The sequence below is a fragment of the Paenibacillus sp. PCH8 genome, assembly GCF_002968835.1.
GTDB lineage: Bacteria > Bacillota > Bacilli > Paenibacillales > Paenibacillaceae > Paenibacillus.
The window spans coordinates 585,589-609,859 of sequence record NZ_PKQK01000001.1 but is presented as its reverse complement, the minus strand read 5'-3'; the positions used below and the strand labels follow the sequence as shown (position 1 = coordinate 609,859).

General features: G+C 35.1%; 21 protein-coding genes and 4 pseudogenes. 20 read left to right on the top strand and 5 right to left on the bottom strand.

Going from position 1 to position 24,271, the window contains the following annotated elements:
• Positions 1–103: 103 nt before the first annotated feature.
• From C0Q44_RS02575 to C0Q44_RS02540, 9 genes are all read left to right on the top strand, one after another.
• Positions 104–1,837 carry an AAA family ATPase gene (locus tag C0Q44_RS02575; protein ID WP_105405921.1) on the top strand — a complete coding sequence of 578 codons (1,734 nt, stop codon included), beginning with the start codon at positions 104–106 and terminating at the stop codon, positions 1,835–1,837.
• 47 nt (positions 1,838–1,884) lie between these two features.
• Positions 1,885–2,064 carry a hypothetical protein gene (locus C0Q44_RS02570; RefSeq protein ID WP_105405920.1) on the top strand — a complete coding sequence of 60 codons (180 nt, stop codon included), beginning with the start codon at positions 1,885–1,887 and terminating at the stop codon, positions 2,062–2,064.
• Positions 2,065–2,196: 132 nt separating this feature from the next.
• Positions 2,197–2,553 (top strand): AAA family ATPase, encoded by a 357-nt coding sequence (locus C0Q44_RS30685; protein WP_258166142.1) that lies wholly within the window; start codon positions 2,197–2,199, stop codon positions 2,551–2,553.
• Between the two features lie 62 nt (positions 2,554–2,615).
• Positions 2,616–4,229: an ATP-dependent nuclease gene (locus C0Q44_RS02565; RefSeq protein ID WP_258166141.1), complete on the top strand. Its 1,614-nt coding sequence runs from the start codon at positions 2,616–2,618 to the stop codon at positions 4,227–4,229.
• A 5-nt stretch (positions 4,230–4,234) separates the two neighbouring features.
• On the top strand, positions 4,235–6,073 hold the full coding sequence (locus C0Q44_RS02560; protein WP_105405919.1) for a UvrD-helicase domain-containing protein: 1,839 nt from the start codon (positions 4,235–4,237) through the stop codon (positions 6,071–6,073).
• A 309-nt stretch (positions 6,074–6,382) separates the two neighbouring features.
• On the top strand, positions 6,383–7,018 hold the full coding sequence (locus C0Q44_RS02555) for a copper amine oxidase N-terminal domain-containing protein (RefSeq protein WP_105405918.1): 636 nt from the start codon (positions 6,383–6,385) through the stop codon (positions 7,016–7,018).
• A gap of 89 nt (positions 7,019–7,107) precedes the next feature.
• A complete protein-coding gene (locus C0Q44_RS02550) occupies positions 7,108–8,181 on the top strand; it encodes a DUF3298 and DUF4163 domain-containing protein (protein ID WP_105405917.1) in 1,074 nt (357 codons plus the stop codon).
• Between the two features lie 81 nt (positions 8,182–8,262).
• Positions 8,263–9,153, top strand: a complete 891-nt coding sequence (locus tag C0Q44_RS02545) for a hypothetical protein (protein WP_105405916.1) — start codon at positions 8,263–8,265, stop codon at positions 9,151–9,153.
• Positions 9,154–9,222: 69 nt separating this feature from the next.
• Entirely contained in the window at positions 9,223–9,402 is a 180-nt protein-coding gene (locus C0Q44_RS02540) for a hypothetical protein (RefSeq protein WP_105405915.1), read from the top strand.
• Between the two features lie 71 nt (positions 9,403–9,473).
• Here the strand turns inward: C0Q44_RS02540 and C0Q44_RS02535 are convergent, their stop codons facing one another.
• Positions 9,474–9,818 (bottom strand): helix-turn-helix domain-containing protein, encoded by a 345-nt coding sequence (locus C0Q44_RS02535; protein ID WP_105405914.1) that lies wholly within the window; start codon positions 9,816–9,818, stop codon positions 9,474–9,476.
• A 135-nt stretch (positions 9,819–9,953) separates the two neighbouring features.
• Between C0Q44_RS02535 and C0Q44_RS02530 the strand changes: the two genes are divergently transcribed.
• The 7 genes and pseudogenes from C0Q44_RS02530 to C0Q44_RS02500 all read left to right on the top strand — a co-directional run.
• A complete protein-coding gene (locus tag C0Q44_RS02530; protein ID WP_258166140.1) occupies positions 9,954–10,943 on the top strand; it encodes a DGQHR domain-containing protein in 990 nt (329 codons plus the stop codon).
• Between the two features lie 26 nt (positions 10,944–10,969).
• Positions 10,970–12,703 (top strand): TniQ family protein, encoded by a 1,734-nt coding sequence (locus C0Q44_RS02525; protein WP_181150826.1) that lies wholly within the window; start codon positions 10,970–10,972, stop codon positions 12,701–12,703.
• Positions 12,704–12,813: 110 nt separating this feature from the next.
• On the top strand, positions 12,814–14,343 hold the full coding sequence (locus tag C0Q44_RS02520) for a TniQ family protein (protein WP_181150825.1): 1,530 nt from the start codon (positions 12,814–12,816) through the stop codon (positions 14,341–14,343).
• A gap of 139 nt (positions 14,344–14,482) precedes the next feature.
• Positions 14,483–15,040: a TnsA endonuclease N-terminal domain-containing protein gene (locus C0Q44_RS02515; RefSeq protein WP_105405911.1), complete on the top strand. Its 558-nt coding sequence runs from the start codon at positions 14,483–14,485 to the stop codon at positions 15,038–15,040.
• Between the two features lie 6 nt (positions 15,041–15,046).
• Entirely contained in the window at positions 15,047–17,143 is a 2,097-nt protein-coding gene (locus tag C0Q44_RS02510; RefSeq protein WP_105405910.1) for a hypothetical protein, read from the top strand.
• The gene (locus C0Q44_RS02505) at positions 17,143–18,171 is read left to right on the top strand and encodes a TniB family NTP-binding protein (protein ID WP_105405909.1); all 1,029 of its coding nucleotides are present in this window, start codon (positions 17,143–17,145) and stop codon (positions 18,169–18,171) included. Before C0Q44_RS02510 ends, C0Q44_RS02505 begins: the two co-directional genes overlap by 1 nt.
• 379 nt (positions 18,172–18,550) lie before the next feature.
• A pseudogene (locus C0Q44_RS02500) lies at positions 18,551–19,129 on the top strand (HAD-IIB family hydrolase); the annotation flags it as partial.
• Positions 19,130–19,266: 137 nt separating this feature from the next.
• On the opposite strand, the gene C0Q44_RS29995 reads toward C0Q44_RS02500, so the two are convergent.
• The gene (locus tag C0Q44_RS29995; protein ID WP_181150824.1) at positions 19,267–19,407 is read right to left on the bottom strand and encodes a hypothetical protein; all 141 of its coding nucleotides are present in this window, start codon (positions 19,405–19,407) and stop codon (positions 19,267–19,269) included.
• A gap of 201 nt (positions 19,408–19,608) precedes the next feature.
• On the opposite strand from C0Q44_RS29995, the gene C0Q44_RS02495 reads away from it, so the two are divergent.
• Positions 19,609–19,725, top strand: coding sequence for a sugar-binding domain-containing protein (locus tag C0Q44_RS02495; RefSeq protein WP_105405907.1), 117 nt, complete (start codon positions 19,609–19,611; stop codon positions 19,723–19,725).
• A gap of 236 nt (positions 19,726–19,961) precedes the next feature.
• On the opposite strand, the pseudogene C0Q44_RS31985 reads toward C0Q44_RS02495, so the two are convergent.
• Positions 19,962–20,447 (bottom strand): annotated as a pseudogene (locus C0Q44_RS31985) (transposase); the annotation flags it as partial.
• Positions 20,448–21,041: 594 nt separating this feature from the next.
• Here C0Q44_RS31985 and C0Q44_RS02490 point away from each other — a divergent pair.
• A complete protein-coding gene (locus tag C0Q44_RS02490) occupies positions 21,042–21,842 on the top strand; it encodes a hypothetical protein (protein WP_105405906.1) in 801 nt (266 codons plus the stop codon).
• A 215-nt stretch (positions 21,843–22,057) separates the two neighbouring features.
• Here C0Q44_RS02490 and C0Q44_RS31980 read toward each other — a convergent pair.
• Positions 22,058–22,329, bottom strand: a pseudogene (locus C0Q44_RS31980) (transposase); the annotation flags it as partial.
• A gap of 72 nt (positions 22,330–22,401) precedes the next feature.
• On the opposite strand from C0Q44_RS31980, the gene C0Q44_RS31695 reads away from it, so the two are divergent.
• Complete coding sequence (locus C0Q44_RS31695; RefSeq protein ID WP_374955065.1) at positions 22,402–22,662, top strand: S-Ena type endospore appendage; 261 nt, start codon at positions 22,402–22,404, stop codon at positions 22,660–22,662.
• A 661-nt stretch (positions 22,663–23,323) separates the two neighbouring features.
• Here C0Q44_RS31695 and C0Q44_RS02480 read toward each other — a convergent pair.
• Positions 23,324–23,602, bottom strand: coding sequence for a hypothetical protein (locus C0Q44_RS02480; protein WP_105405905.1), 279 nt, complete (start codon positions 23,600–23,602; stop codon positions 23,324–23,326).
• A gap of 172 nt (positions 23,603–23,774) precedes the next feature.
• On the opposite strand from C0Q44_RS02480, the pseudogene C0Q44_RS30680 reads away from it, so the two are divergent.
• A pseudogene (locus tag C0Q44_RS30680) lies at positions 23,775–23,989 on the top strand (chromosome condensation regulator); the annotation flags it as partial.
• Positions 23,990–24,271: the final 282 nt, after the last annotated feature.

Here is a 24,271-nt window from a genome sequence, read left to right as displayed (position 1 = left end):
AGCCCTCTTATACGGAGGGCTATACATGTTGTGGAGTAAGATTAAGTGAGTAGTTCAGAACCAGCAACTCAGTTTTTATTTTGAATAGTGAGGGGGGCCTTAAATGTCTATTCTGAAAGCAAAGATAAAACATTGGAGATCCATCGGAGATGATCCAGGAGTCGAACTTGATTTAGGGAGAATTACTGTGCTTTCAGGAGAGAATGATTCCGGAAAAACAGCAATTTTAATGGGGATATATGGAACTATGAAGTCACTTCGTGATAGGCATGATGAATTTTTAATAGAGAATGTGTATCTTGCAGGTAGCAAACATCAAAAAAGTAACGGAGACATTGTCGATGAAAGTCAGTTCTCTGTTATAACGACTCTGCCAACTGAGGTAAGAAGACATGTGATTAAACAGTTAGCTCAACCTGTAGCATCGAAGATACATCATCCTGAACTTGTGGAGAAGTTATCATATTTGTTTAATCATTTGATCATGTATAAGTATGAAAACACAAATCTTAGAGAAACTAATGATCCTTATGGAGCTGCAGGTAAATTTTCATTTGATGAGTCTATCGAAATTACTTATCTAAAACTATTAGATAAGTACTATCATGATATTAAGGAAGTTGGAAGCTTATTAAAGTTATGCAATTGGCTCTCAATGACGTTAAGATCAGGAGGAGAGTTTGAGTACAGGAGTTTCTTTATCTCCCCTAATCGAAGCTATACTCCTCAGCAACAAGAAATGAAATCTAAAAAAGAGGATGCTTCTTACTTAGGATATAATGTCTCTGAACTCGTAGGGTTTATCCAAAAGATTAGAACAGAGGAAATGATGCGAAAAGGTTTATATAAGAGACTGCTACACTATGTGAAAGTTTTATTCCCCGAGGTCATTTCGATATCGACCAATATTCCTGAAGGAATGAACGGTTATGATGTTTTCATTGAGTGGAAAGTGAACGGAGTATCGAAAACTCAACCTTTGACTCGTAGTGGATCTGGTGTAGTTAGTGCTGTATATTTAGCTGGACGTCTATTGTCTGGTTCAGATCATCAAACTATCGGTTTCATTGATGAGCCTGAAACCGGTATGCATCCCAAACTGCAAGTGCGATTTCTGAAATTATTAAGAGAACTCTCCGATGACTTTGAAATTCAATGGATTGTATCCACGCATTCCCCATTTATTATGAAAAATCTGAAAGATAAAGATCGGTTGTATCTCATCCAACATGATGGATCAGAAACTATCGCTAGAGCAATCGAGCCTAATGACAAATCGACTGTATTTCAAGCAATTGGCGCATATTTGCCAGATACAATTTCATCTAAAGGTTTTATTTTTGTAGAAGGAACAACGGAAAGTACATTGATGCCCTTACTCTTGAAAAAGTGTGAGGTGGATATAGAACAGGAAGGAATCATAATTATACCTATGGGTGGAGAAAATATATACAGTATTTCTCCATCAGATCTGACGAAAATACATCCCAAAGCAATGGTTATTCTAGATAGTGATTTAGTCCAATCTGTAAGTTCAGGTGGACACCTGACGAAGAAAAAAAGGGATTACCAGCAAGCATGTTTTAAAGAAGGTGTAGAATGTTATATTTCAACAGATTATCGCACGATTGAAAACATGTATCCCTTACGCGCTTTACACAAAGTTTTGAAGCTAGCTGAAGGAGAAGTGAGCGATAACCCCTTCACGGATCTATCCCCTTGGATTTCCAATAAAATCGCTTTAGCTAAACGAATTGCAGAGGAAATGACCCCCGAGGAAGCAACAAACTTCCCTTATATTAGAGCCATTATGCAGTGGTGGGAAAAAGATCATTAGAAGATTGGAATTGTATTTCAAATGAAAAGAATCGGGGGAGGATAGTGATGAATTTTGAAATTACGGATGAAATGATGGATGCGATTAGAGAATGGGATTCATGCACTCCCATTGATGTAACAGGTGCTAAGTTTGAATATATTTTTATTCCCACAGGTCTGGGGCTTATCACACAAATTAAATGTGATGTATGTAAACGGACACTCAATTTATCTGATACTCTATAAGATTTAAAATAAAAAGTAGCTTTGGAGTTTGTGCAGCATAGAAGCTTCTTTGTTTGGCTGGGCAAGAGAATGAATTGTTTTTTTATTAGCTGTATTAGAAACTAAAAATCGAAGAATGAAAGGGACTTGAATATGAAACTAACCAAATTAGTGCTGAATAATTATCGTAGTTTTGGGCCAAGTGATACAACAATTAATATTACTGATCTTACAGCTTTTGTCGGGCATAATAGTTCCGGAAAAACTACAGTACTAAGTGCACTTCAAAAGTTGTTCGGTAATTCGAGAATTAGTAAATCTGATTTTCATATTCCGTTACACAAAACGTCAGATGAAATAGTTGAAAGTAATTTTTACATAGAATCTTATTTTGATTTCTTTGATGAAGATAGTGAAGGTGAAGATGAGGATGATTATGGAATAGCTCAGTATTTCGAAAATTTTATAGTAGACCAACCAGGGGGAATCCATATATTGTTATACGTTTAGATGCAAGTTTTAAAAAAGGAAGTTCACCTGAAGGAATAATAGATTGTAAATATTATTATGTAGTGAATAAAGGAGAAAACGGCCTAAAACCCATTTCTGCAAATGATAGAGATAAAATTCAAGTTTTATATATTCCAGCAGTGAGGAATCCATCCGAACAACTGAAGAATGCTACTGGAACTATACTATGGAGAATTTTAAATCAGATTAATTGGAAAGATTCAGATAAAGAATTGATAAACAAAAAAATTGATGAGTTGGATAAGCAAGTTGCTGAACAATCTGGAATAAGTCAAGTTAGGAAAGTGGTTTCTTCTCAATGGAGAAATTATCATAGTGATTCTAGATACAATGAGGCCAATATAAAATTCGGCAGTAGTGATTTAGATAGTATTCTTCAAAAGCTAGAAGTAGAATTCACACCTTCACATACGGAAAAATCCTTCAAAGTGAATGACCTAGGGGATGGGTTAAAGTCATTATTTTACTTAACATTAATAGATTCTCTTCTTGAACTAGAAAATGAGGCTATAACAGAAATTAAGAATAAAGTAGTTGAAGAAGAGCGAGTTTTAAATATTGATCCGCCAGCTCTAACTCTCATTTTAGTCGAAGAACCAGAAAATCACGTAAGTCCGCATTTACTAGGAAAGGTTATAAAGAATTTGAATAACATACGTAGCAAAAACAACTCACAAGTGCTTATAACATCACATAGTCCATCGATTATTAAACGTGTAGACCCCACTGAAATTCGTCACTTAAGGATAGAAAATGGTAGAACTATTGTTAACGAGATTTTGCTTCCCAAAAAATTAGACGAGTCATATAAATATGTAAAAGAAGCGATTAAGGCATATCCAGAATTATATTTTGCATCTTTAGTTTTATTAGGGGAGGGCGACAGTGAAGAGATATTAATACCAAAATTTTTAGGTTTGTATATGGAAGAATTAGATGATGTAGATATTTCTGTTGTTCCTTTAGGTGGTCGACATGTGAATCACTTTTGGAAACTTTTAAATCAATTAAATATTCCATATATCACCTTGTTAGATTTAGATAGAGAAAGGGATGGTGGTGGTTGGGGAAGGATTAAATATGCTTTAAAACAACTTCTTGAAAATGGTTCAACCAGAGAGGATTTATTAAAACTCGAAAATGGAAGTTTTCTTTCAGTACATGAATTGGATAATATGCATAATTGGGAGACAAATGACCATATTGATGCGTGGATGAAAGTACTTGAACTACAAAATGTTTATTTTTCAAATCCTCTAGATGTGGATTTTTTGATGCTTGAAAACTATTTGGATGCTTATTTAGCAACTCTAGAAAAAAATGAGGGGCCACTGATCAAAATAGCGGAAGGAGAGAAACATAAAAGAGTCAATGAGTTAAGTGAGGAAGATAAGAAAAGCACAGCTTATCAAGAGCGGGTAAATAGTGATGTAAGAAGAGCTCTAAAGAAGAACGGTGGAGATGGCAAGACGTATACTAAAGAACAAAAGGAACTAATGGTATGGTACAGTTATTTCTTTCTAACAAGAGGTAAGCCCGTGACACATTTACAAGCAATAAACTATATAGATGAAGATGTTTTACTTGAAAAAATTCCAGAAGTGTTTATTAACATAGCTGAGAAAATCAAGCTTTTACTAAATAAAGAGGAATGAACTAAATGGCGACATTAATGAGCGAATGGAAACCAAGTGGTGGTTTAACACTAGAGCCTAATGCAATGGAAGCTGTTAGGGAATTAGATAATTCTTTAGTTATTGCAGGGCCAGGAGCTGGAAAGACTGAATTATTAGCTCAAAAGGCGAGTTTTTTGTTAGAGACGAATATGTGTGTAAACCCAAGAAAAATATTAGCTATAAGTTTCAAAAAAGATGCAGCATTAAACTTAAAGGAGAGAGTGAAAAAAAGGCTGCCTATGGACTTGGGATCTAGATTCATATCTCAAACATTCGATTCATTTGCGAAAAGTATTTTAGATAGATTTTTATATTCGTTACCTGAGGAATTTAGGCCTGATCCCAATTATAAAATAGCTGGAAATGATAATGAATTTGTGAAGGTATTCTCGAAATTAGGAATAAACTTAAGTAACACTAATGATAGAAAGAGGCACATTAACCATTTAACTAAAAAAAGATTGGAGAATGTAACAGGGGTTTTTAAAAGCGTTTGGCATAAATTACTTAAAGGAGATAGCGAAATTCAACCAACTTTGAGTTTTGGAATGATTTCTATTTTAGCCATATATATTTTAGAAACTAATCCATTAATCTTAAATTCTCTAAGAAAAACCTATTCTCATGTGTTTTTAGATGAATTTCAAGATACCACAGGCGTGCAATATGCTTTAGTGAAGGTATGTTTTTATAACTCTGTTGTTTCTCTCACAGCCGTTGGAGATAACAGGCAAAGAATTATGTTATGGGCAGGAGCAAAAGTTGATGTATTTGATGCTTACAAGAATGATTTTAATTCGAATAAATATACATTACTAATGAACCATAGATCAGCTCCAAGACTACTTGAAATACAAAAGATAGTTAATAATTATTTACAAAAGGTTCCGTTCTCGCCTCTTGCAAACCCAAAATGGAATGAGGATGAAGGAGTTGCGGAAATATGGTATTTTAAAAACTCTGTAATCGAAGCAGAGCATATTGCCAATAAAATAATTGAATTAGTTAATGATCAGCAAATAACGTTTAGAGATATCTGTATTATAGTGAAACAAAGTGTTAATCAATTTAGTAATGAAATTATTGAGATTTTGGGAAAATCAAGTATACAAGCTAGAAATGAGGCGAAATTTCAAGATTTACTGAAAGAAGATATAGTGATGCTCATTATCTATACTTTTAGATCTGCTCTTGATAACAGGGATAGTGACGCTTGGTCATTTATTTGGGAGGCAAAGATATTTTTTGAGGGTAAGTCTGGTACAATAAATCAAGTTAATGAAATTAGAAAAAGTGTCAGGAAAAAGTTAATTAATATAAAGAGTGAATTACAAAAGGTTACTCTTAAAGATGAATTAGGTTTATTGATTTCAGATATAATGAATTTTTACGAGATTGACAAAATAAAAAGACATTTTCCTCAATACTCACAAGGAGAGCATTTAAATAATTCTCTTCAGAACTTTACTGATTATTTATATGAATATCTCCAGCAAAATAATGGTGATTGGATGGGTGCTATCCATTCCTTTCAAGGTGCTGACTCAATTCCAATAATGACAATTCATAAAAGTAAGGGACTTGAGTTCGAGGCAGTGTTTTTTGTTGGTTTTGATGATAATTCTTTTTGGAGTTTTGCTAATCAAGAGGATGAAGACAAATGTACATTTTTTGTAGGTTTGTCGCGTTCAAAAAGACATTTATATTTTACATTTTCGGAAAATCGTTTTGGAAGAAGACGTACCAACTCTGATATTTCAATCTTATATAAAATGCTAAGAGAATCTGGTGTAGTTGAAGAGAAATATCTAGATACTGATTGATTTATATTCTTTAATGACTTAGATTTGATCAAGTATTGGAATTATCTCTCATGCTAAGAGAAGTTTGAAATTTCGAAATATAACATGAAGCGATAATTTGAAGTGAATACAATTTTATAGTTCTTCAAGAAACCTTCACCTTTTACAATTATTATAAGTTACTTAAGTGAGCACATTATTCTTTTCAAAATCCGTCAGATTCTGACGGATTTTTATTTTATAAGAAAGTTTCTTAATTTAATTTGAATGTTTAATTAACAGAAACCTTATGATAGTATAAGGGAAATGGTTCCTTAGGAGGATGTCATAGTGAATAAAAAGAAGGTTTTTACTACTTTGGTCTCTGTTTCTCTTCTTTTAAATGCATCAACTGTTTTAGCTCATCCAGGAAGAACAGATGCTTATGGTGGTCACACTTGCTGGACTAATTGCTCAAAATGGGGGTTGGAATACGGAGAATATCACTATCATAACGGAGGGAGTTCTTCATCTAGTTCGAACTCGAATAAATCTTCTAAAAGCTCTTCATCAAAAAGCTCTAAATCATCTTCTACATCAAAATCTATAAAACCTAAAGAGTCTAAACCAAAGTATACGCAATCCAATCTAAAGGTTTTCATCAATGATACGAAAGTAAACTTTACAAATAAACCTTTACAATATGAGGGGTATAATCTAGTTCCTTTACGTGATATTACTGAAGGATTGAAAGCGACGTTTGCTTATTATCCTGAAAGTGGGACAATTGGTATTACAAAAAACAAACACAAAGTTACCTTGACCCTAGGAAGTAAAAAAGCCTTCTATGATGGGAAAAGCAACACGCTAAGCGTGGCTCCAAAAGTGATCGATGGCATTACATACATTCCAGTGCAGGCTATGAAAGGCCTAGGAGCAAATATGGAATTTGATTCAAGCAATAACACGTTGGACATACAGATTTAAAACAATAGGAGGGTTGTTGAAAAAATCTACATTTCTCCATATATATACGAAAAAATTCATATAACAATTAAATTAAGGAGTTAAAAGTAATGAATAGGAAGTCATTTGTAGGAATTGTATTTATTCTGTTGTTTGCTTTTATGATACCTAACTCCAGTGTGCATGCAGCTAGTTCGGATTCAATAAAAACCAAAGTTTACTCATACAAAGGCCAACAATATGTTCAAATAGTCGGTGGAGAAAAGAAGGTAGTTGAAAAAATCAATAGAACTTTGAAACTTCATGCTGTAGAGGTAGCTAAATTAAACGCTAAATTGAAAAAAACACAAAAATATTATTACTTGAATTCAATTGCTAAAACCAAATATGCATCAAACCAAAAGTTATCAGTGGTATATGAGGACTCGCTCTACGAGGGTGGAGTTCATGGTAATGAGGTAGCGACAACGTACAACTTTGATCTAAAAACAGGGAAACAATTGTTTTTAAATAATGTGGCTGAGAATAATCCGCAGAGGTATAACCTGCTCGGTGGAGTGGAAGCTGGTTTAAAAGCAAGTACAAAAGCCTATTCGGACTTGTTTCATAACTTTCCCTTAACGAATAAATCCAGTTTTTACTTTTATAATGATGGAGTGGTAATACTCTTTAATCCTTATGAAGTTGGGCCATACGCTGCCGGTTTTATTGAAGTGAAAGTACCATTCAAGAAAATAAATGAAGCTTCCAGCGTCCCTTTATTTAACCTCAATAAGTCTACTCTCAACACATTAAGTCAAGGAATCATCCCAGGGTTTAAAGGAGTCCGTTTAGGACAGAGCCAAGCTGAAGTTACTAAGAATTTAAATACAAGTATGGAGCAGTCTTATTACGAGAGTGGAGGGCTATTCTGGATCTTAAAAGGGATAGATTATGCATCTTTTAATTTTGATGAGGAGAGTATAGATTCTCTAAGGAATGTTTATCTTGGAACCAAAGCTTTCCCGATGCAAACGTTTAGGGATGTGGAACAATTGTTAGGGAAAACAGAAAGATATGAAAGCTCAAATTATGATGGAGATATGTTGATCTCCTATACGCTTGGGCAGATAAACATTGAGTTCACTGCAGATTCACATGATAAATCCGAACTCATAAATGGAATCATGATATCAAAGCGCTAGAATGATAGTAGGGAGTGTAGACTCTCTGCTATTTTAAACTTTAGGATCACTAGTACTGAAAATCTATGAAAGAGGTAGAGTATGATTAAAAATGAGCTTAGATATAAAGGTAAGATATTGAGCTACGATGAGAAAACCAAAGTTATCTCCAATATAACTGTAAATGCATTATTACTAAAGGTCGTATTAGCCTTACTTATGGTGATTATTTTATCCCTTATTTCTATGATTGTTCTTGCTTTTATAAATACTACTTGGGCATCGCTCTCACTAGTTACAATGATTGGATCCTTAATTTTGGCGGTTATAGGTTTGATTTTCTTAGAGCGAGAGGTTATATCTAAAGAATTAAATGATAAGTTGTATATATATTTTGACCTATTAAGTGAATTCATACAAGAAGATAAGAGTAGAGCAAAGATTAATATGATAATAAGAAAGCTGACAAGATACTTAGGTACTTTAGAAAATAACGTAAATAATGTTTTCATATTTAGAAGCTCAAATATAGACGTACAATTGGTTCAACAAATAAAAAAAATTCTTTTGAATGATCTTACGTACCTAATAAAGAGAGGAAATAAAGAAACAATCCTAGACTTGATAGCAGGTATAAAAGATGCATATCTAAGCGCAGAAGGGTTGTCCCTTACAAAAAGTACAGAACCTGATAATGAAAAGGAACATAACCTGAAAATAGACAAGTTAAAAGATACATTGATTAGATGTGAGAACGAAAAACAAATTCTTATGACTCAAACTAATCGGGCAAGATTCGCAGAACTTCAAACTAATGCAGTAAAATTTATAACAAGCACCTATGCATTAACAATATCGTTGGCAGTGATCGCGGTAAGTTTGCTTATTTATATGAATTATGCTGGAGAGTACTCTATATTGTCTGCAAACATATCAGTAGTCAGTATATTTGTAACAATAATCATTTTTATCATTCAGTCCAGAAATAAATAACCCACTAGTACATCGGTTATCAATCTCAATGAGTACTATAAAAGCTGTTTACGAAGATGGAGGTGACCTATGCAATTTGAAATTAGTGAAGATATGAAGGAGAAAATTTCAGACTGGGATTCGTACAAACCTATTGATGTCACCGGGGCAAAGTTTGCTTACACATTCATCCCAACGGGTATTGGTCTTGCAATCCAGGTGAGATGTGATGTTTGTGAAAGAACATTAAGCTTATCGGAAGATCTTTAAAACTAAATAAAGCACCTCCCTAGCCTCTATTTTTTCTGAGAGATGTGGAGGTGCTTTTTTATGTGATGCATTTATAGTTTTTTGAACATAAGCGCATCTTTTATTAAACGATGGAGAACTTCAAGCTCTTTACTGGATAGGGATAATATGGTTGTATCAATTTTCTCCAGAATCTCAATTTTAATTTTATCCTTCGAATAATGCTTGTCATCCTCTAATAGTTGCGAAGGTGCAATATGGAGAGCGTTAGCTATTTTACTTAAAGTTTCTAATGTGATATTAACTTCCCCGCGTTCAATTCTTCCCAAGTACGAATAATCTATTTGAAGTAGCTCTCCTAATTCTTCCTGGGTTAATTTCCTTGCTTTCCGATATAAACGAATTTTTTTACCTACTCTTAGGAATATGTTGGACATTCATGCCACCTCTATTTAAGAGTAGGTAACTTATGGCCTGGAATGAAGAATATTTAACTACTTAATTCCATTTGTAAATAGGTGTTATATGTCCTAAAATAAAAATAGCATATGACAGTAAGGAGAATAACATCTATGACACAACAACATGTAATTGAAAATGTGCTGCAATCTAAAATGCGCGGTAAAGTCACTTACCTAGGTAATGTAACTGCCACATCTGTATTGCAACTTACCTACGTAAAACCTTTTGATCATCCTTCTGGAAAGGGATATCAACGACCAGTGGATAGTAAAAGATGTAATGACTTTGCTTTGTATCTCTCGAAGGGAGAGGATGCACTCTTTGCTCCGATCATGTTAAATGCTGAGTCTCATTGGGAGTTCAGCGCATATGACAAAGCCAGGCCACATTTAGGTAGATTAATTTGCAAAGGCAAGGCATCAATAATGGATGGTCAGCATAGAGTGGGTGGAATTAAACGATATACACAGGATACGAACTCCGAAATCAATGTTCCATTCCTAGCTTATCACTATCTAGATGAAGACGAAGAGATCCATTTGTTTGACATTATCAATACAATGGCGAAAGGGATAGGAACCTCACTAAGTAAGTATCTTCAACGAAATACAGATGAATTTAGTTGGATTGCAACACAACTAATAACCCGTGGAGACAGTCCTTTCCACTTTATAGGGACATTGACGGGGAAACGCAGCTCTGGTCGTCATGTTACTCTTCAGAATTTATACAAAGTCATTGAAGTGCTTACAAAGCCAGAAGACGTTACTAACCTAGACAAAGAAAAAAAATTAGCCTTATGTCTCATATATTTTAATTCTGTTAAGGAACAATTCAATACAGAGTGGCTTAACTATAAAGAATATCGTTTAACACATATCGTATGTCTCAATGCTTTGGCAATTGCAGGGGCAGAGATCCTTAACCAATCTGTTAATCGACAAAAGGGTAAATCGGATTACTCTTTTATTGAAAAAAGTGTACGGAAAATGAAAAACATAGAATGGTCTGCGGAAGGTCCACTGAAATATTTAAAAGGAATTAGTGGCTCTAAAATGCTAGCCCAAGATTTAATTTCGGAGGTTATTTCTACTAGATAAATTGGCTATACTGGGGGAGTAGTGTCTTGTATCTAATACGATTAAGACCATACCAAAGTGAGTCCTTGTTAAGCTATCTAAATAGAACTGCTTCAGTAAACAAAGTGTGTTTAATTGATCTACTAAAAGATGTGAAAAACAAAAATTATACATTACGAACCGATCGGATAGATCTAGTAGATCTTTATCCAAATGTTGTACTTGACCTAAATAGGCTATCAAAACACACTCAACTACAACATGAAGAAATACTTCAATTGACGTTTTACTATCCTCATTTTAAGTTCAGCCATAGTGATGTTGACTCACATTCAAGGTTAATGAAAGGTATCGTTCGCAAACAGCCTTTTTATTGTCCTCAGTGTCTTTTGGATCATAACTACATTCGTATTTTTTGGAAGCTCAATGACATGGACATATGTCTGGAACACAAATGTTACCTCATTTCTATCTGTACTAGTTGTAAAAGTCCAATAAATTATTACAAACTTGATTATAGAAATTGTTGTTCTTGGTGTAGTACTTTTTTAGGATATTCATCTTCAGTAGCTGTAAATGATAGTTCTTTAATTGCAAAACAACAGTGGTTGTTTACTCAATGGAGTAAGTTACTTAATAACGGCCAAGCTAACTATACTCCGGAAGAAGTGGCACAGAAAATAGCTTTTTTGATTCATGAGAAATATAAAGATATCATATTGCGTGAAGCTTGTGAAAATGTCAATATAGACTATCAAGAATTAATGCAGACTGCACGTGATACTCAGACCATTAAGAAAAGTATTCATTTATCGAAGGTGTTGAATTTAATTTCAAGGTTGCATGTTGATCTAGAAGTATTTTTATCTATCCAACCAACAAAAGAATTTATTTCTAAATTTATAAAAGATAAAAAAGACATTGATTTTAATGATAGCAGTTGTATTGCCCCGTGGTGCTCTTATTATCAACGAAGAAGGCAACTGAGGGAAACCGGAACAAACTATAAAAAACTTAAAGATGGGAGTGTTCAAAAGAGGTATTTATTTTGTCCTCATTGTGGTTGCACGTACTTCTTTAATGCATCTGGGAAACAAGTTGAAAGAGATGGATTTCTTAAAGGATACTATGAGTTAAAAGAAAAGGAATTTAAAGAATCAGGAACTCCTAATTTGAAAATAATTGAGGCTTACTTCCGGACAAGATTAACTTCACATTATGAGGTATTAATTGATGATAACCTATTGAAACGATTTATCAATGCAATAGAAAATTATATCGGTTTAAACCAAATCAAGGAGTGGAAATGTTGGGTTTCAGATGATGAGTACCTAATGTATAGATATCACATTGATATTTTGATAATTAAGAATCTAATGAGAAGAAAATTAGAATCACGAATTGATTACGATAAAAAATTTATTGAATTAGTAAAAGTGTTAGAGCAATTTAAATCAAATAACCGAACTTTAAATTTAAGTAAAATATCAAAGGCAATTAACCTTTCGTCAAGCACCTTAAGGTCTTGGGATAAAGGGTATAGTGCATATGTAAATTTAAAGAAACAACAGAAAGCAGAACATTTAGAACAGTGGATAGAAGATATATATACTTCAATCAATACTTTTCTAAGTACAAATAATGAAAAAATGATTCTGATGAAAGACATTTATAGTTTCATTGGAATAAGACAATCCTATTTGTTAAAAGTGGCTCCAGAAATAACGAATTATATTAAAACTAAATCAAAGGAGCATAATACAAATCTAAAAAGATTTTAAAAGCAGATTTTTTAATCTGCTTTTTTTGTATGGAAATAAAAACTATGGTTAGACTTAAAAACAAGTTGACACAGGAAATGTTTTGCGATTTACGTTTTTGGGGGACTAAAATGAGTAAACTTCTTATCCGTATACCGGTAAAATATAATGAAAGTTTTCATAGTTATATTGGTAGAATTGCAGAAGCGAATTATATTTCAGCTAAAAAGCTCTATATTTTCTTGGGTTTAACATATGAGCGAACTAGCTATATTACTTATCACTTAGTGAATAAGGAAGATGTCTTTAAATTATCAAATCTCACCGGTTTACCTTTAGCAGAGATAATAAAAATATGTAACAGATTTGGAGATTACACTCTAGAGGACGGTTTAAACCATCCTTTATCTGTCATACAAAGAAATAAAGTAAAAGTTTGTCCTGCATGCTTCAGAGACGATCCGTTTCTGAGGAAATATTGGAATCTAGCTCCAATTACAGTTTGTCCTGTTCATCATTGCTTATTAGTGGATAAATGTAGTAGTTGTATGAATAATATATCAATGAACAGAATGGAATTTAAACAATGCAATTGTGGTTTTGAGTTTATGAATCTACCTGAGTTAGTAATTTCAGAGGATGAGTCACTTTTCTCAAATTTTTTTTACTCTAAATTACACAAAAATATTGTTAAGTATAAACGTATCGAAACTCCGCTTTCAAATCTTAATATTTATGAGCTAATAGAAGTTATACTATGTATAATTAACATTTTTGATTTGGATAGGATACCATGCGACCGTAAGAAGTATCTAAGTTCGAAAACACAGAATACAAGTATTCATAAACTGATGAATAATTTTATGAATTTATTCAAAAATTGGCCAGAAGATTTTCGTAATTACATGAGGTCTATAAACACCGAAAAAGAAAGGAAGTTTCCAAAAGAAAATCGAATCAATTCAATTCTAAAATCACTTAATACGCCAACATATGACTTCATAACAAATGAAATTTTTGATATTTACAGAAAGCCGTTAATAAAGCGAAATAGATCTCAATCAAATAATAGTGAGAATTACCTTTTAAAAATGAGGAGTGATCCCGAATGGATATCTGTGAGAGAAACTCGGAAAATGCTTGGAGGAATAAGCGTAAGAACGGTATACAGATTAATCAGTCGAAATAAACTTGATTGTACTACTGAGCATATCGGGAAGAGAAAATTCACTTTGATAAAACGGTCAAGTATTGAATCTTTTATACGATCTGATTTTATAAGTATGGAAGATACTATGCAGCTTTTAAACCTTAGTTACAGTAATAGTGTAATGTTATTTAACCATGGACTTATTGAAGGAGAGCATAATTATAATGAGATTTACTATATAACAAAAAAGAGTGTTACCTCGTTCTTATCGGAGTTAGAAAGTAAGGCCAAGCTCCCGAAAAATAATGAAGTATTGATACCGTTGAGAAAATCATTGATATTTTCAGTGAACTCTCGTAATTTGACAAACATAGAATTTCAAATTACATTCGCAGATATTGTAAAGCAGGTATTGGTTAATCGTTTAACACTGTATTACACAGAAGGGAGAGGGATGGAAAAATTTTATTTAGATAAAATAGAACTGAAAAAAGAATTTAAATTACACTAAAGTTTATTTTTCACTTAATGTGATAAATAGAATTACATCTTTAATGGAGATGATTTAAATTAATAGAAAACCAGCAAGAAAAATTAAACCTAAAGTCAAAGGGTATCGTGGAAAAGAGCCCTTCCTGAAAATTGGAGAAATGATTCCCTGGGATAGTTTTTTGGAGAGGGACTATATTCGACTCGCGGATTTTGATCTCGAGGTCAACATGATATATGCACAAGATGAGCAAATAACGTATTTATATAATGGTAAGGTGCGTAATCATTTTCCTGATTTCAAAGTGATCACAAATGATAATCAAGTTTGGATCGTTGAAGTGAAACCGAATGCCTTTGTTAATGATGAAGAGAATCAAAAGAAATATCTAGCAGGTAGAGCCTTTTGCGAGGAGAGAGGATGGACATATATTGTTGTTACTGAGGATGATATTCGTCCGGGTTTTCTACAACAGAACTTGTCTTTGTTACGAGGTCTAGGTGCTGAAGATGTATCTGATGAAACGTTAGATTTTGTTAAGATGCAGTTAGAAAAATCGAATGAATGTACTATAGGGCACTTAAGAATGTTTTGTATGAATCTTTCTGAGGAAGATTATTATGCATCTGTCTATCAGCTGATTTATTTTCAAGAATTGTACTGTGATTTAATTCTGCAACCTATCACAAATGATTCTGTGATTAAAATTAAGGAGTGATATTCGATGTTTATTGAATTAGGTTATGGAACGCGGTATCGAATAGGTGAACAAGAGTATGAAATTAGAAAACTGAAAAATGATTATGATTACGAAGTTTATAATATGACCTATGATATGACGGAGCTTGTAAGTTTCGAACAACTATCTATAGCCTATCATGAACTTGATGAAACCAAAAGATTAAGATTTCAATCAGATGGTACTGATCATTTGAAAGAGGCGGCTAGATGGGATCTTGAACTGTATACCTCGGAAGAAAAAGAAGAAATGAGTAGAAAATTTGCTATCATTGAGCCATTTCTACTAGGTTCAATTAAAGATGTTAAAGATTATGTTACAAATTACCCCCAAGAATTACTCCCCCACAGGCTAACTAAACTCCAAATAAGTACATTTTATCGGTGGATTCAAAAATACAAACGACATGGTAATAAGATCTGTCTCGTATCTAAACGAAGTGGGCCACAAAAAAGACGAATTAACAATGAGGAATTAGAGTTGCTCCGGACATTCATATTCAATTCAGATAAGATGGCAGAGAAGAAAACCATAAGGGACAAATGGATCTTTTACCAAGATGAAATTAAAAATAACAATTTGTTTCGCGAAGAAAAAGACCGCTTCACGGAAATGAAAGAATCAACCTTTCGGAGAGCCTTTAAGGAGATTCACGACCCGTATATCAGGGATATGCAGATAAAGGGATTAGCCCAGGCTAATTTACATAAGAACGGAGTTCGTGGAGCGCTTATCGCGGAAAGACCACTCCAATATGTTGAGTTGGACTGGACCCCGCTAGACTATATCATTGTAGATTTCCACACAGGTGAAACATTCCGACCGGTTGTTATGTATGCGGCAGACAAGTGTACGGATATGCCATTGGGACACCTTATAATCTTCAGAGAACAACCAAATGCCGGTGACTGGAAGCAACTTCTGCTTCAAATCATGTCTCCGAAAGTATATTTGAGAGAGCTGTACCCGAGAGTAAAAGGTGTCTGGTCTGGATATGGAAAACCGGAGAATATTATTATGGATAATGCTGCTGTTAACGATTGTGCAGAGGTTGCTGAAATCTGCGGAGCCATTAATATCGGTTTAATATATAACGAAAAGGCATCGGGACATCAAAAAGGAACGATTGAAAATGCGTTAGGTAAAATTAATCGAATTTTTCATGCTTATCCAGGAACGACATTCTCAAATAATGCAGAACGGGGCCAATACAATTCTGCTAAGAAGGCTTGCGTAAATATTAATGGATTGCATGAGATGATTCATATTGTGTTGGTTGACTTGGTGGCTAACAAATATAACCGAGGAGTTGGTGGGATTCCAGAAGATCTTTGGCATGAGGGACTAAAGGCTGCTAAAGTTCAGAGACAGCTCCCCCAAAATAGAGAGTATATTGAGCTTTTATTCGCATCAGAGTCAGATAACAGAACGCTTGGACCGAAAGGCATTGAACTTAAAGGACAATTTTATTTTAGCGAGATGGTTAACGAACTGCGCCTGAGAATAAAAAATGAGGGTGGAAATCGTAGAGTGCGAATACGATATGGAATTGATGTAAGACATATTTATATTTATGACGAATTTGAAAAGAGATATCTAAAAGCAGACTTAAAACAAACGTCTAGACTAATAAGATATCAGGTGGATCTGAGGTATCCGTTTCATTTAGAACATTTGTCGGAATTATGCAACAAAAATAACAGGGACGATTATGCCCACATTCATAATCAGGAGAATGTAGTTCATGCATTAAAAGTACTTGAAGAAATAACGCATGAAGGAAAAAAAGAGTACTCAAAAATAAGACGTAGTCAGCGAAAAGAAGAAAACACTCAAACGTCCGCAGTGAGCGCTGTGTATGGGGTAGATAATAAGGCTTCGTCTGTCCCAGAAGATCCCAATATAATTCTGATAAATACAGAAGTTACTGAATCAATATCTGAAATAGAAATATCGAACTTTGATGTAGAGCTTGGAGATAAGGCGGAAGACCCTTTTGAAATATCTGAAATTATTGCTTCAGAAAGTGTTGATCTTCATCAGATTAACTCTAACTGGGGGATAGGGAGGAAGTCTAAATAATGGGAGATTTTCAACGGCTAAACGGTAAACCAGCAAGTAAAGAAGAGGTTAAACGTCGAAAAGAGCATGTGAAACAAATTACTGTACATTATCCTCAGTATAGTGAAGTTCTTGAATTACTTGAAGAAATACTCTATATGAGCGAGGGGAGCGTCTCGCCAGACCACCTTTTCATTTATGGACCAACAGGAGTAGGAAAGAGCACCGTAACAGAAGAATTTAAAGATCGATATCCACATATTGAAGTGTATACTCCGAAACAGGAGTATACACACATCCCTGTACTTCATGTTGTAGTACCCCCTAAGGCATCACCCAAAGCGTTGGCGTCCGAAATACTAAATCGAATGGGTGATCCGTTCTTTAACGTTGGAACAGAGGTGCAAATGACAAGTCGCATTCTTGGCTTCATCAGGAATTTAGATATTAAGATGATTATTTTAGATGAATTCCAGCATCTTATTGACAGTGATAAGGATAGCGTACTTGCTACAGCAGCTAACTGGGTCAAAACGTTTTCTGACAAAAGTTCTATTCCTGTTGTACTGTGTGGAATGCCTAACTCTCTCAGAATTCTTGCTAAAGAAAGACAACTAGACAGAAGGTTCGTTACCATGGTGCAGATGAGGGGATTTGAATATACAACAGCAGAGGATAAGTTAATGTTTCGAGCTTTTTTAGATAAGATTGAAAAGGAATTGCCTTTTGCGGATCGATCCAATCTTACGGATACCCAAATCGCTGATAAATTGTTTTATATATCGCTAGGCATCCCTTTTTACGTTAAGAAGCTATTGGAATTTGCAACAGATATTGCTACTAAAAAAGGTGATGATCATATCAATGAAGAGCATTTACAGCAAGCTCTGAGAAAGATTGTAGAAATATCACGACCTTTTAGAGTGAATCCTTTTAATCGAATTGATTTTGATTTGCAAGATGAGTTAGCTAAGGAGTCTCGAAAGAAAGGCCCAAAAAAATCAAATATGAATGAGAAGCAAAATTATCGTAAAAGTGCTAATAAATAAGTACATCACTGATCATAGCCCCATCACGTAGAGACATTAAAAAAGAAAAATTTCATTAAGCGGCGACTTTTTCCCTAGAATTCAATCGGGGAAGGCCGCCAATTTTTTTGAAGAAACTTCCAAGCAAAATTACTGACTTCGCAACTTGCTCATATTTTCTGAATACACCTTTTGGGTTTCAGGTCAGACGCGACAGACTAAATTTAAACATCGTTTCACTATTCCCTAGAAGGTGAAATTAAAAATACGTTCTATTAGGTGTAATTAGTGCAACAGCTAACGATGAGAAAGTTGTGTAAAATTGGAGGCTTCAGGGCGTTCTCCTTTTATGCTCGAGCAGGTCCGGCAGGAACTGTAGCTTGATTCGTATGTCAGCTTTAACGATCAATATGTCGTTGATCAAGGAACTCTGATTCATAGCAATCCGATTCACCCAGACGCCCTGGACAAACTATCCGCGTTTGCTGTTACACAAGAACATGCTCTAGTGTTCCTAGATCATGCACAGATGAGCTGCAGCCAAGGGTATCACCCCCATGTAGAGCTGTGTCTGAAGTCACTTGGCGTGACACACCCTAGCCATCATGCTTCATTTTGTGAAGGCCGGACGATCTATCAGACTATGTTATTTTGTACTCCTCAGGAAGAAACTGAGTATCGCGAACATTTTGATGGGTTGCATTTTGTGCGGTGGCACCCTCTCTCGATGGATGTTTTGCCTGCTGGCGGTTCCAAAGCAGAAGGTGTGACACGACTAGCTGCTCGGTTGGGATTTGAACCGGAGAACATCTATGCATTCGGCGATAACTATAACGATATGGAGATGTTTCAATACGCAGATTGTAGTATTGCTATGGGTAATGCTCCCGAAGCTTTACGACAGTTGGCATCCCACGTAACATTAAGTGCAGATCAGGATGGCATATGGCATGGCTTAAAATGGACAGGACTTATTTAAGAATTAATAAAGCGAGAAACAAAAAACCTTCTGGATCAACTATGCAGAAGGTTTTGATTTTAGGGTTTGATTTCTCAGCCTGGAAGAGTATTTTACCTCAGTAATCACTATCGGTAAGTGCTACTCCCAATAAACGCTTAAACCAAGAACGCTTTAGATATGATGACCAATAGAATAAAGAGTACCAGAATTGCACCAATAGAAGTGAATCCACCATATCCGCCACCAATTCCTCCTACATTTCCCTCGTTATTGCCGCCGTATCCAACTACACTCATGTTCCTTCCCCCTCTTTATTGGTATGAAATAGACTATTCAGGGTCGGCCAATTTGACAAGGCTAAAAATCAATAAGGGCCATATTCCGGAATAGTATTAGCGAGGTATACTATCTATAAAATTATAAGTACGGATTCTACTGCAGAACACTTAATAATCGAGTGGAAATTCCCATAAAACAAATACTAAGAGGCCTTTGGTCTGCACAAAATTGAGTGCATACTCGCTTCCTTGCGCGGCAAATACATTAATATGCTCATTACGGATGAGTCGACAGCCAGACGCATCCTGGACGGTCAACTTGCTTCAAATAGCTAATAGAATAATGATAAAAAAAGGAGAAAGTAGAATTAATAATTATTTATTCCGAGTAGTCTAAACAATTTCAAGGCAAGCAAAATAGGTAAGGGATCGTAGCTCCCAAAAGAGGAAACAAAATAGAATGAAGAAAGAGCATCCTTGAGGTTTTTTTTGTTCTAAAGTCTATTAAGCAACTCCCTGTGTTGGTATATTATGGTGGTAGGCAAAATTTACTAATAAAACACAACAACAGGGCCTGAAACAACCGTTTCAAGTTCCAAATGATCGAAGGTTTTCCGGAAACTAGCATGTTTCGGACGCTGAGAGGTGGTCTTACCCAAGGTGAACTTCCCGCGTGTCTCTGCAAGCTTCTTTTTTACCAAACGCCTTATATAGAGCCAGCAATAGATGGTTTTAAAGCAGACCTCAGGTGCCGCTCTTGACGGAACCGTTCTACAATCTGCTCGGGAGGCCACGTGGCTTGAAGCTTTTCTCCAAAAAAGGACCGACTGCTGCAGTGTCCATTTTCCGGCAGGAACGGAGTACTTAGGCCTTTGGGCATAGCTCTCCTGAGATCGCTCGGCACGATAGGGCTCTGTGCTTCGTTTCGGCGGAGTTCTAGGCAAAGGGTGGCATGTTGTTTGCCCAATCCACTGGCAATGTCCCGGGCACTTTTCCCCTGCTGGTGGAGAATTTCTCGTTTGCTGCGCTCGATTATGCCTAAGATGTGTGAAGCTCATGGTGTTCTCCTTGATTGAATGTGGTAAAGGAACCTTCATTCTACACGAATCCGGCCATTTCTAGTAGGTGTCGTACTTCATATTACAATTCGTCATTATCTTAAATGAACCTGCAATCTAATATTAGATTGCAGGTTTTTTGATATGTTATAATTTAAAGAAGATATCCCCAAAATCAAGAGGGGAGTAGAACTATATATCTTGATTGCTCCACAAATCTTTAAGTGTTATTAATTTTGTGCTCAAGATTCTCCATTTTTTTATTGATAATGTTTATTTTCTTGTTCATAGAAATTAATACGTAGACTATTGAAATAACACCCAACACAAATATTAATTGAAATATTGTAGCAGACCATAAAAAACTCATTTATACACCTCCCGAATTTCTGTTTATGATATTTAATTCCATATATCCTGTCAAGTTTATATAATTCTATTATATTTTATTAACTTAAACTAATCACCTAACACAATATACATATATTGTGTGTGTTTATTTTAATATATATATTTTAACACTATTTACACATTAATATTAATATGGAATACTATAAAAGGAAAATTAAACCTACATACTTCAGGAGGTAAGGAATGAAGAAATTTAAGTTTATCATCGCAATGGTATTAGTTTTAACGTTTTCAATGCCTGTAGCTAGTTCTGCTAACAATGAGGAAAGATTAGATCCTAACGAAATTCGAGAACTGCAAAGTCAAATCTTAGATCTCGTTGTAAATGAAAAAGAGGAGACAGTAAATGATCTCCCACTTTATCAGAAGTATCAGGACTTTTTCAAAAGTAATCCTGATTTAGAAGAAGATTATATTAATAATCTGGATGCAAAAAAATGGGAAGAATCTAAAATTATTGATAGAATTAAAGTTAATGAGTCTAAATTAGTTACACTTTTTGAAGATGGAAGTTTTTCTGTGCTTGAAAACGCCCTTACTTCTGAAGATGGAACATTAATAGAAGCTCTTCCAACGATGTCTGCTAGGGGTGTAATCCAAGACACAGGGGAACAAACCTATACTGGGAAAATTGGAGAAACGTTTAAAAATGACGCTAGACATGACATCTGGGGCCCTTATAAGATTGGAGAGTTGCACCTGGTTACAAACTATTCAATTAATAGTGGGTCTGCCAGAATAACCAGCACTACAATTACGGGTACTAGAGCGATTTTTCCTGCAGCTGTTTCAGGTAGTAGTTCTATTCCAATTAACAACGCGAGAATTGTTGAATCTCTTGGAGAGTATAACTTTGCAGGTACTTGTCCAGGTGGATGGGGAACATGTACAGGTAGATACCATGATATAAGTACGAAAATTAACATCAAGTATGCTGATAACGGGGTAATTACTTTCACAGTGAGAAGTATTGTTAGTAATTAGATTGTAATCTTAATCAATTGTACTTTGTGCAAGAACATGAGGCACGGGAGATACTGTGGCTAATACTTTGAAATCTGACTGTACCACGAGAAATCTGCCTTTTCTAGACGGAATTGTTATAACCTGCCCCTACATTATCTTAAAGGATACTGTGGGGGCTTGTTTTGTTTAAGCAAGACTGATCAGTAATTTTTTTGAAGCTATATAGCGGATTGTCAAACCAAGTGCGATAGTTCTTCTGCGAAAGATTCGTGAGCTGTCTTCCAACTCAAGCATTTTTGTGGTCTGTGATTTATTAGATCGAGAGAATGGGCCGGATCATCGTTATACTCCCCGCGAGATCAGTACCTTCAGGGAAAAACTCTCGAAGTAATTCGTTCGTAATCTCGTTGGAACCGCGATGCCAGGATCAATACAGATCAACAAAATAAACGTGTAGGTTATGGGTGGTTTCCAGATTGGCATAGCATGTAAACTCCTTGCCTCGAGCATATCATACATAAAAAGAGCATATCCCTAAAATAGATGTTAGGAAGGATAATGGAAGGGAGCAGTCTGAGTGAATAGTAGTCTTGCTGTAACAACCATTTGTGGGGAGTTCCATATCAATTCAGCAACCCAAATAGAGGTTTTGACCCTGTGGTCAGCATCCTCAACCTTAAACGTACATGGTACAGTAAGTATTAATAATCATAAACAAAGCAATTCATCTGTCCTTTTGAACATAAACATAATGAAGGAACGTGTTCACTTCCTGTTCTACCGGGCAATACCTGTGCAGGGATGCATTATATTGAAGTGGAACTTGAAAAGAGTTTAAACAATATTGCAAGTGGCACATTTGGAATAGATATATGAAGTTGATCTTCGAATCGGCGCCACTGGAGCGGTGAGTAAAGGAGTATCTCCAACGTTTCCTTTCCTTCAAGCAGGATTGACCACCACTAGGTATAATCCAAATGGCTAAATCAGACAGTTAATCTCATTAAACATCAGCTAATATTTGATCTGATCCTTATACCCGGTTATACAAAAAAACTGTATCTAAAAGTCATAATTTTGAATGACCCTTTTGCCCAAGTACACGTTTTTGTATTAAGGTTTATGATAAGTATAGAAACTCAAGCGCAGAAGATATGATTAGGACAAGAAATCAATCAATCGCATAATTCCGAGATCATTATTAAAGGGGATGTTAAATTATGCAACCACACTTAAGTAGTAAAAATAAAGGATACCACTACGATTTCTCGTAATGGTATCCTTTATAGTATTATGATAAGCATAGTCGACTACATTAATCCAGAATCCTCCATTGCAATCATTGTTAGTATGCGATTCAAGATCCACTTGATAGGTTCTTCCTGATATTGCATTGCTTATAGTAAAACTTTTCGCTTTAACATCTTCAGTAAAAGTTTTACTATAGTGAACTTGCCCTGTAGTAAAATCAGTGATTCGTAAAGGTAACCTCACGTTAATCAGTATTTGTAACATCCGGCCCAGTTGTGCTCTTCATCAGATTCAGGAGGTTTCATTCCACTAGATACCTCATCCATGCGGCGTATGTGTTCAGCAATCCTTTGGACAGGATTTTTTACATTTCTAACTCTTTTAGTAAATATACTAAATGTGTCACTATCAATTAGATCTTTAGCACATTTCTCAGAAGCCTCTACTATTGAAACATTTGAAAGTATGTATAGTCTATAATCAGGCAGAATTCCTACTATCTTCGCATTTTCTGATGGTGTCCACACTATGTTATTCACTCCTTATCAAGTTTAGACTATTATACCAATAAATTTAATGAAAAAAATCCAGGATACAATAGAAATGAGGAAGCAACGTGCAAGGTAATTTAGTAGATTCTGCAAGGAAGGATATCAGATTTTGATTGTATATGATCTGGTATCAATGGAACAACATTATTGGTGCCGTACTATTGGGGTTAAATCAGATGGCGCCGTGGTTGCGGTGGGGCGAAATAATGAAGGGAATGTAACGGGAACAACTGGCTTGATATTGAATCGGTCACGATGGGTGTCTGTCTAAAATTAGACGGAACGGTAACAGCAGTTGGTAACAATAAGTATAATCAATATAGCGTAAACGACTGGGGCCACATATCAGCTATTTCGGCAGGGTGTGTCCAGCGATTGGATTGAAATCAAGAACATGTTTATATAAGTGACATGGTGTTGAATGACATAAAGTTCCCTACCAGGCTAGAAAAATGATGAAGGAATCAGATCAAATCCCAAATATTAAGTAAAGCAATCAGAGGCATATTTCGATCAAGTAGGGAACTTAATTGTCGAGGGACAAGAACATATTCCCATTACCGGTTAGATGGATAACCCCATTAAATACTATAATACATAAAAAATATTTCTACTCTTATGGACCAACGGACACGATGAGAGTTA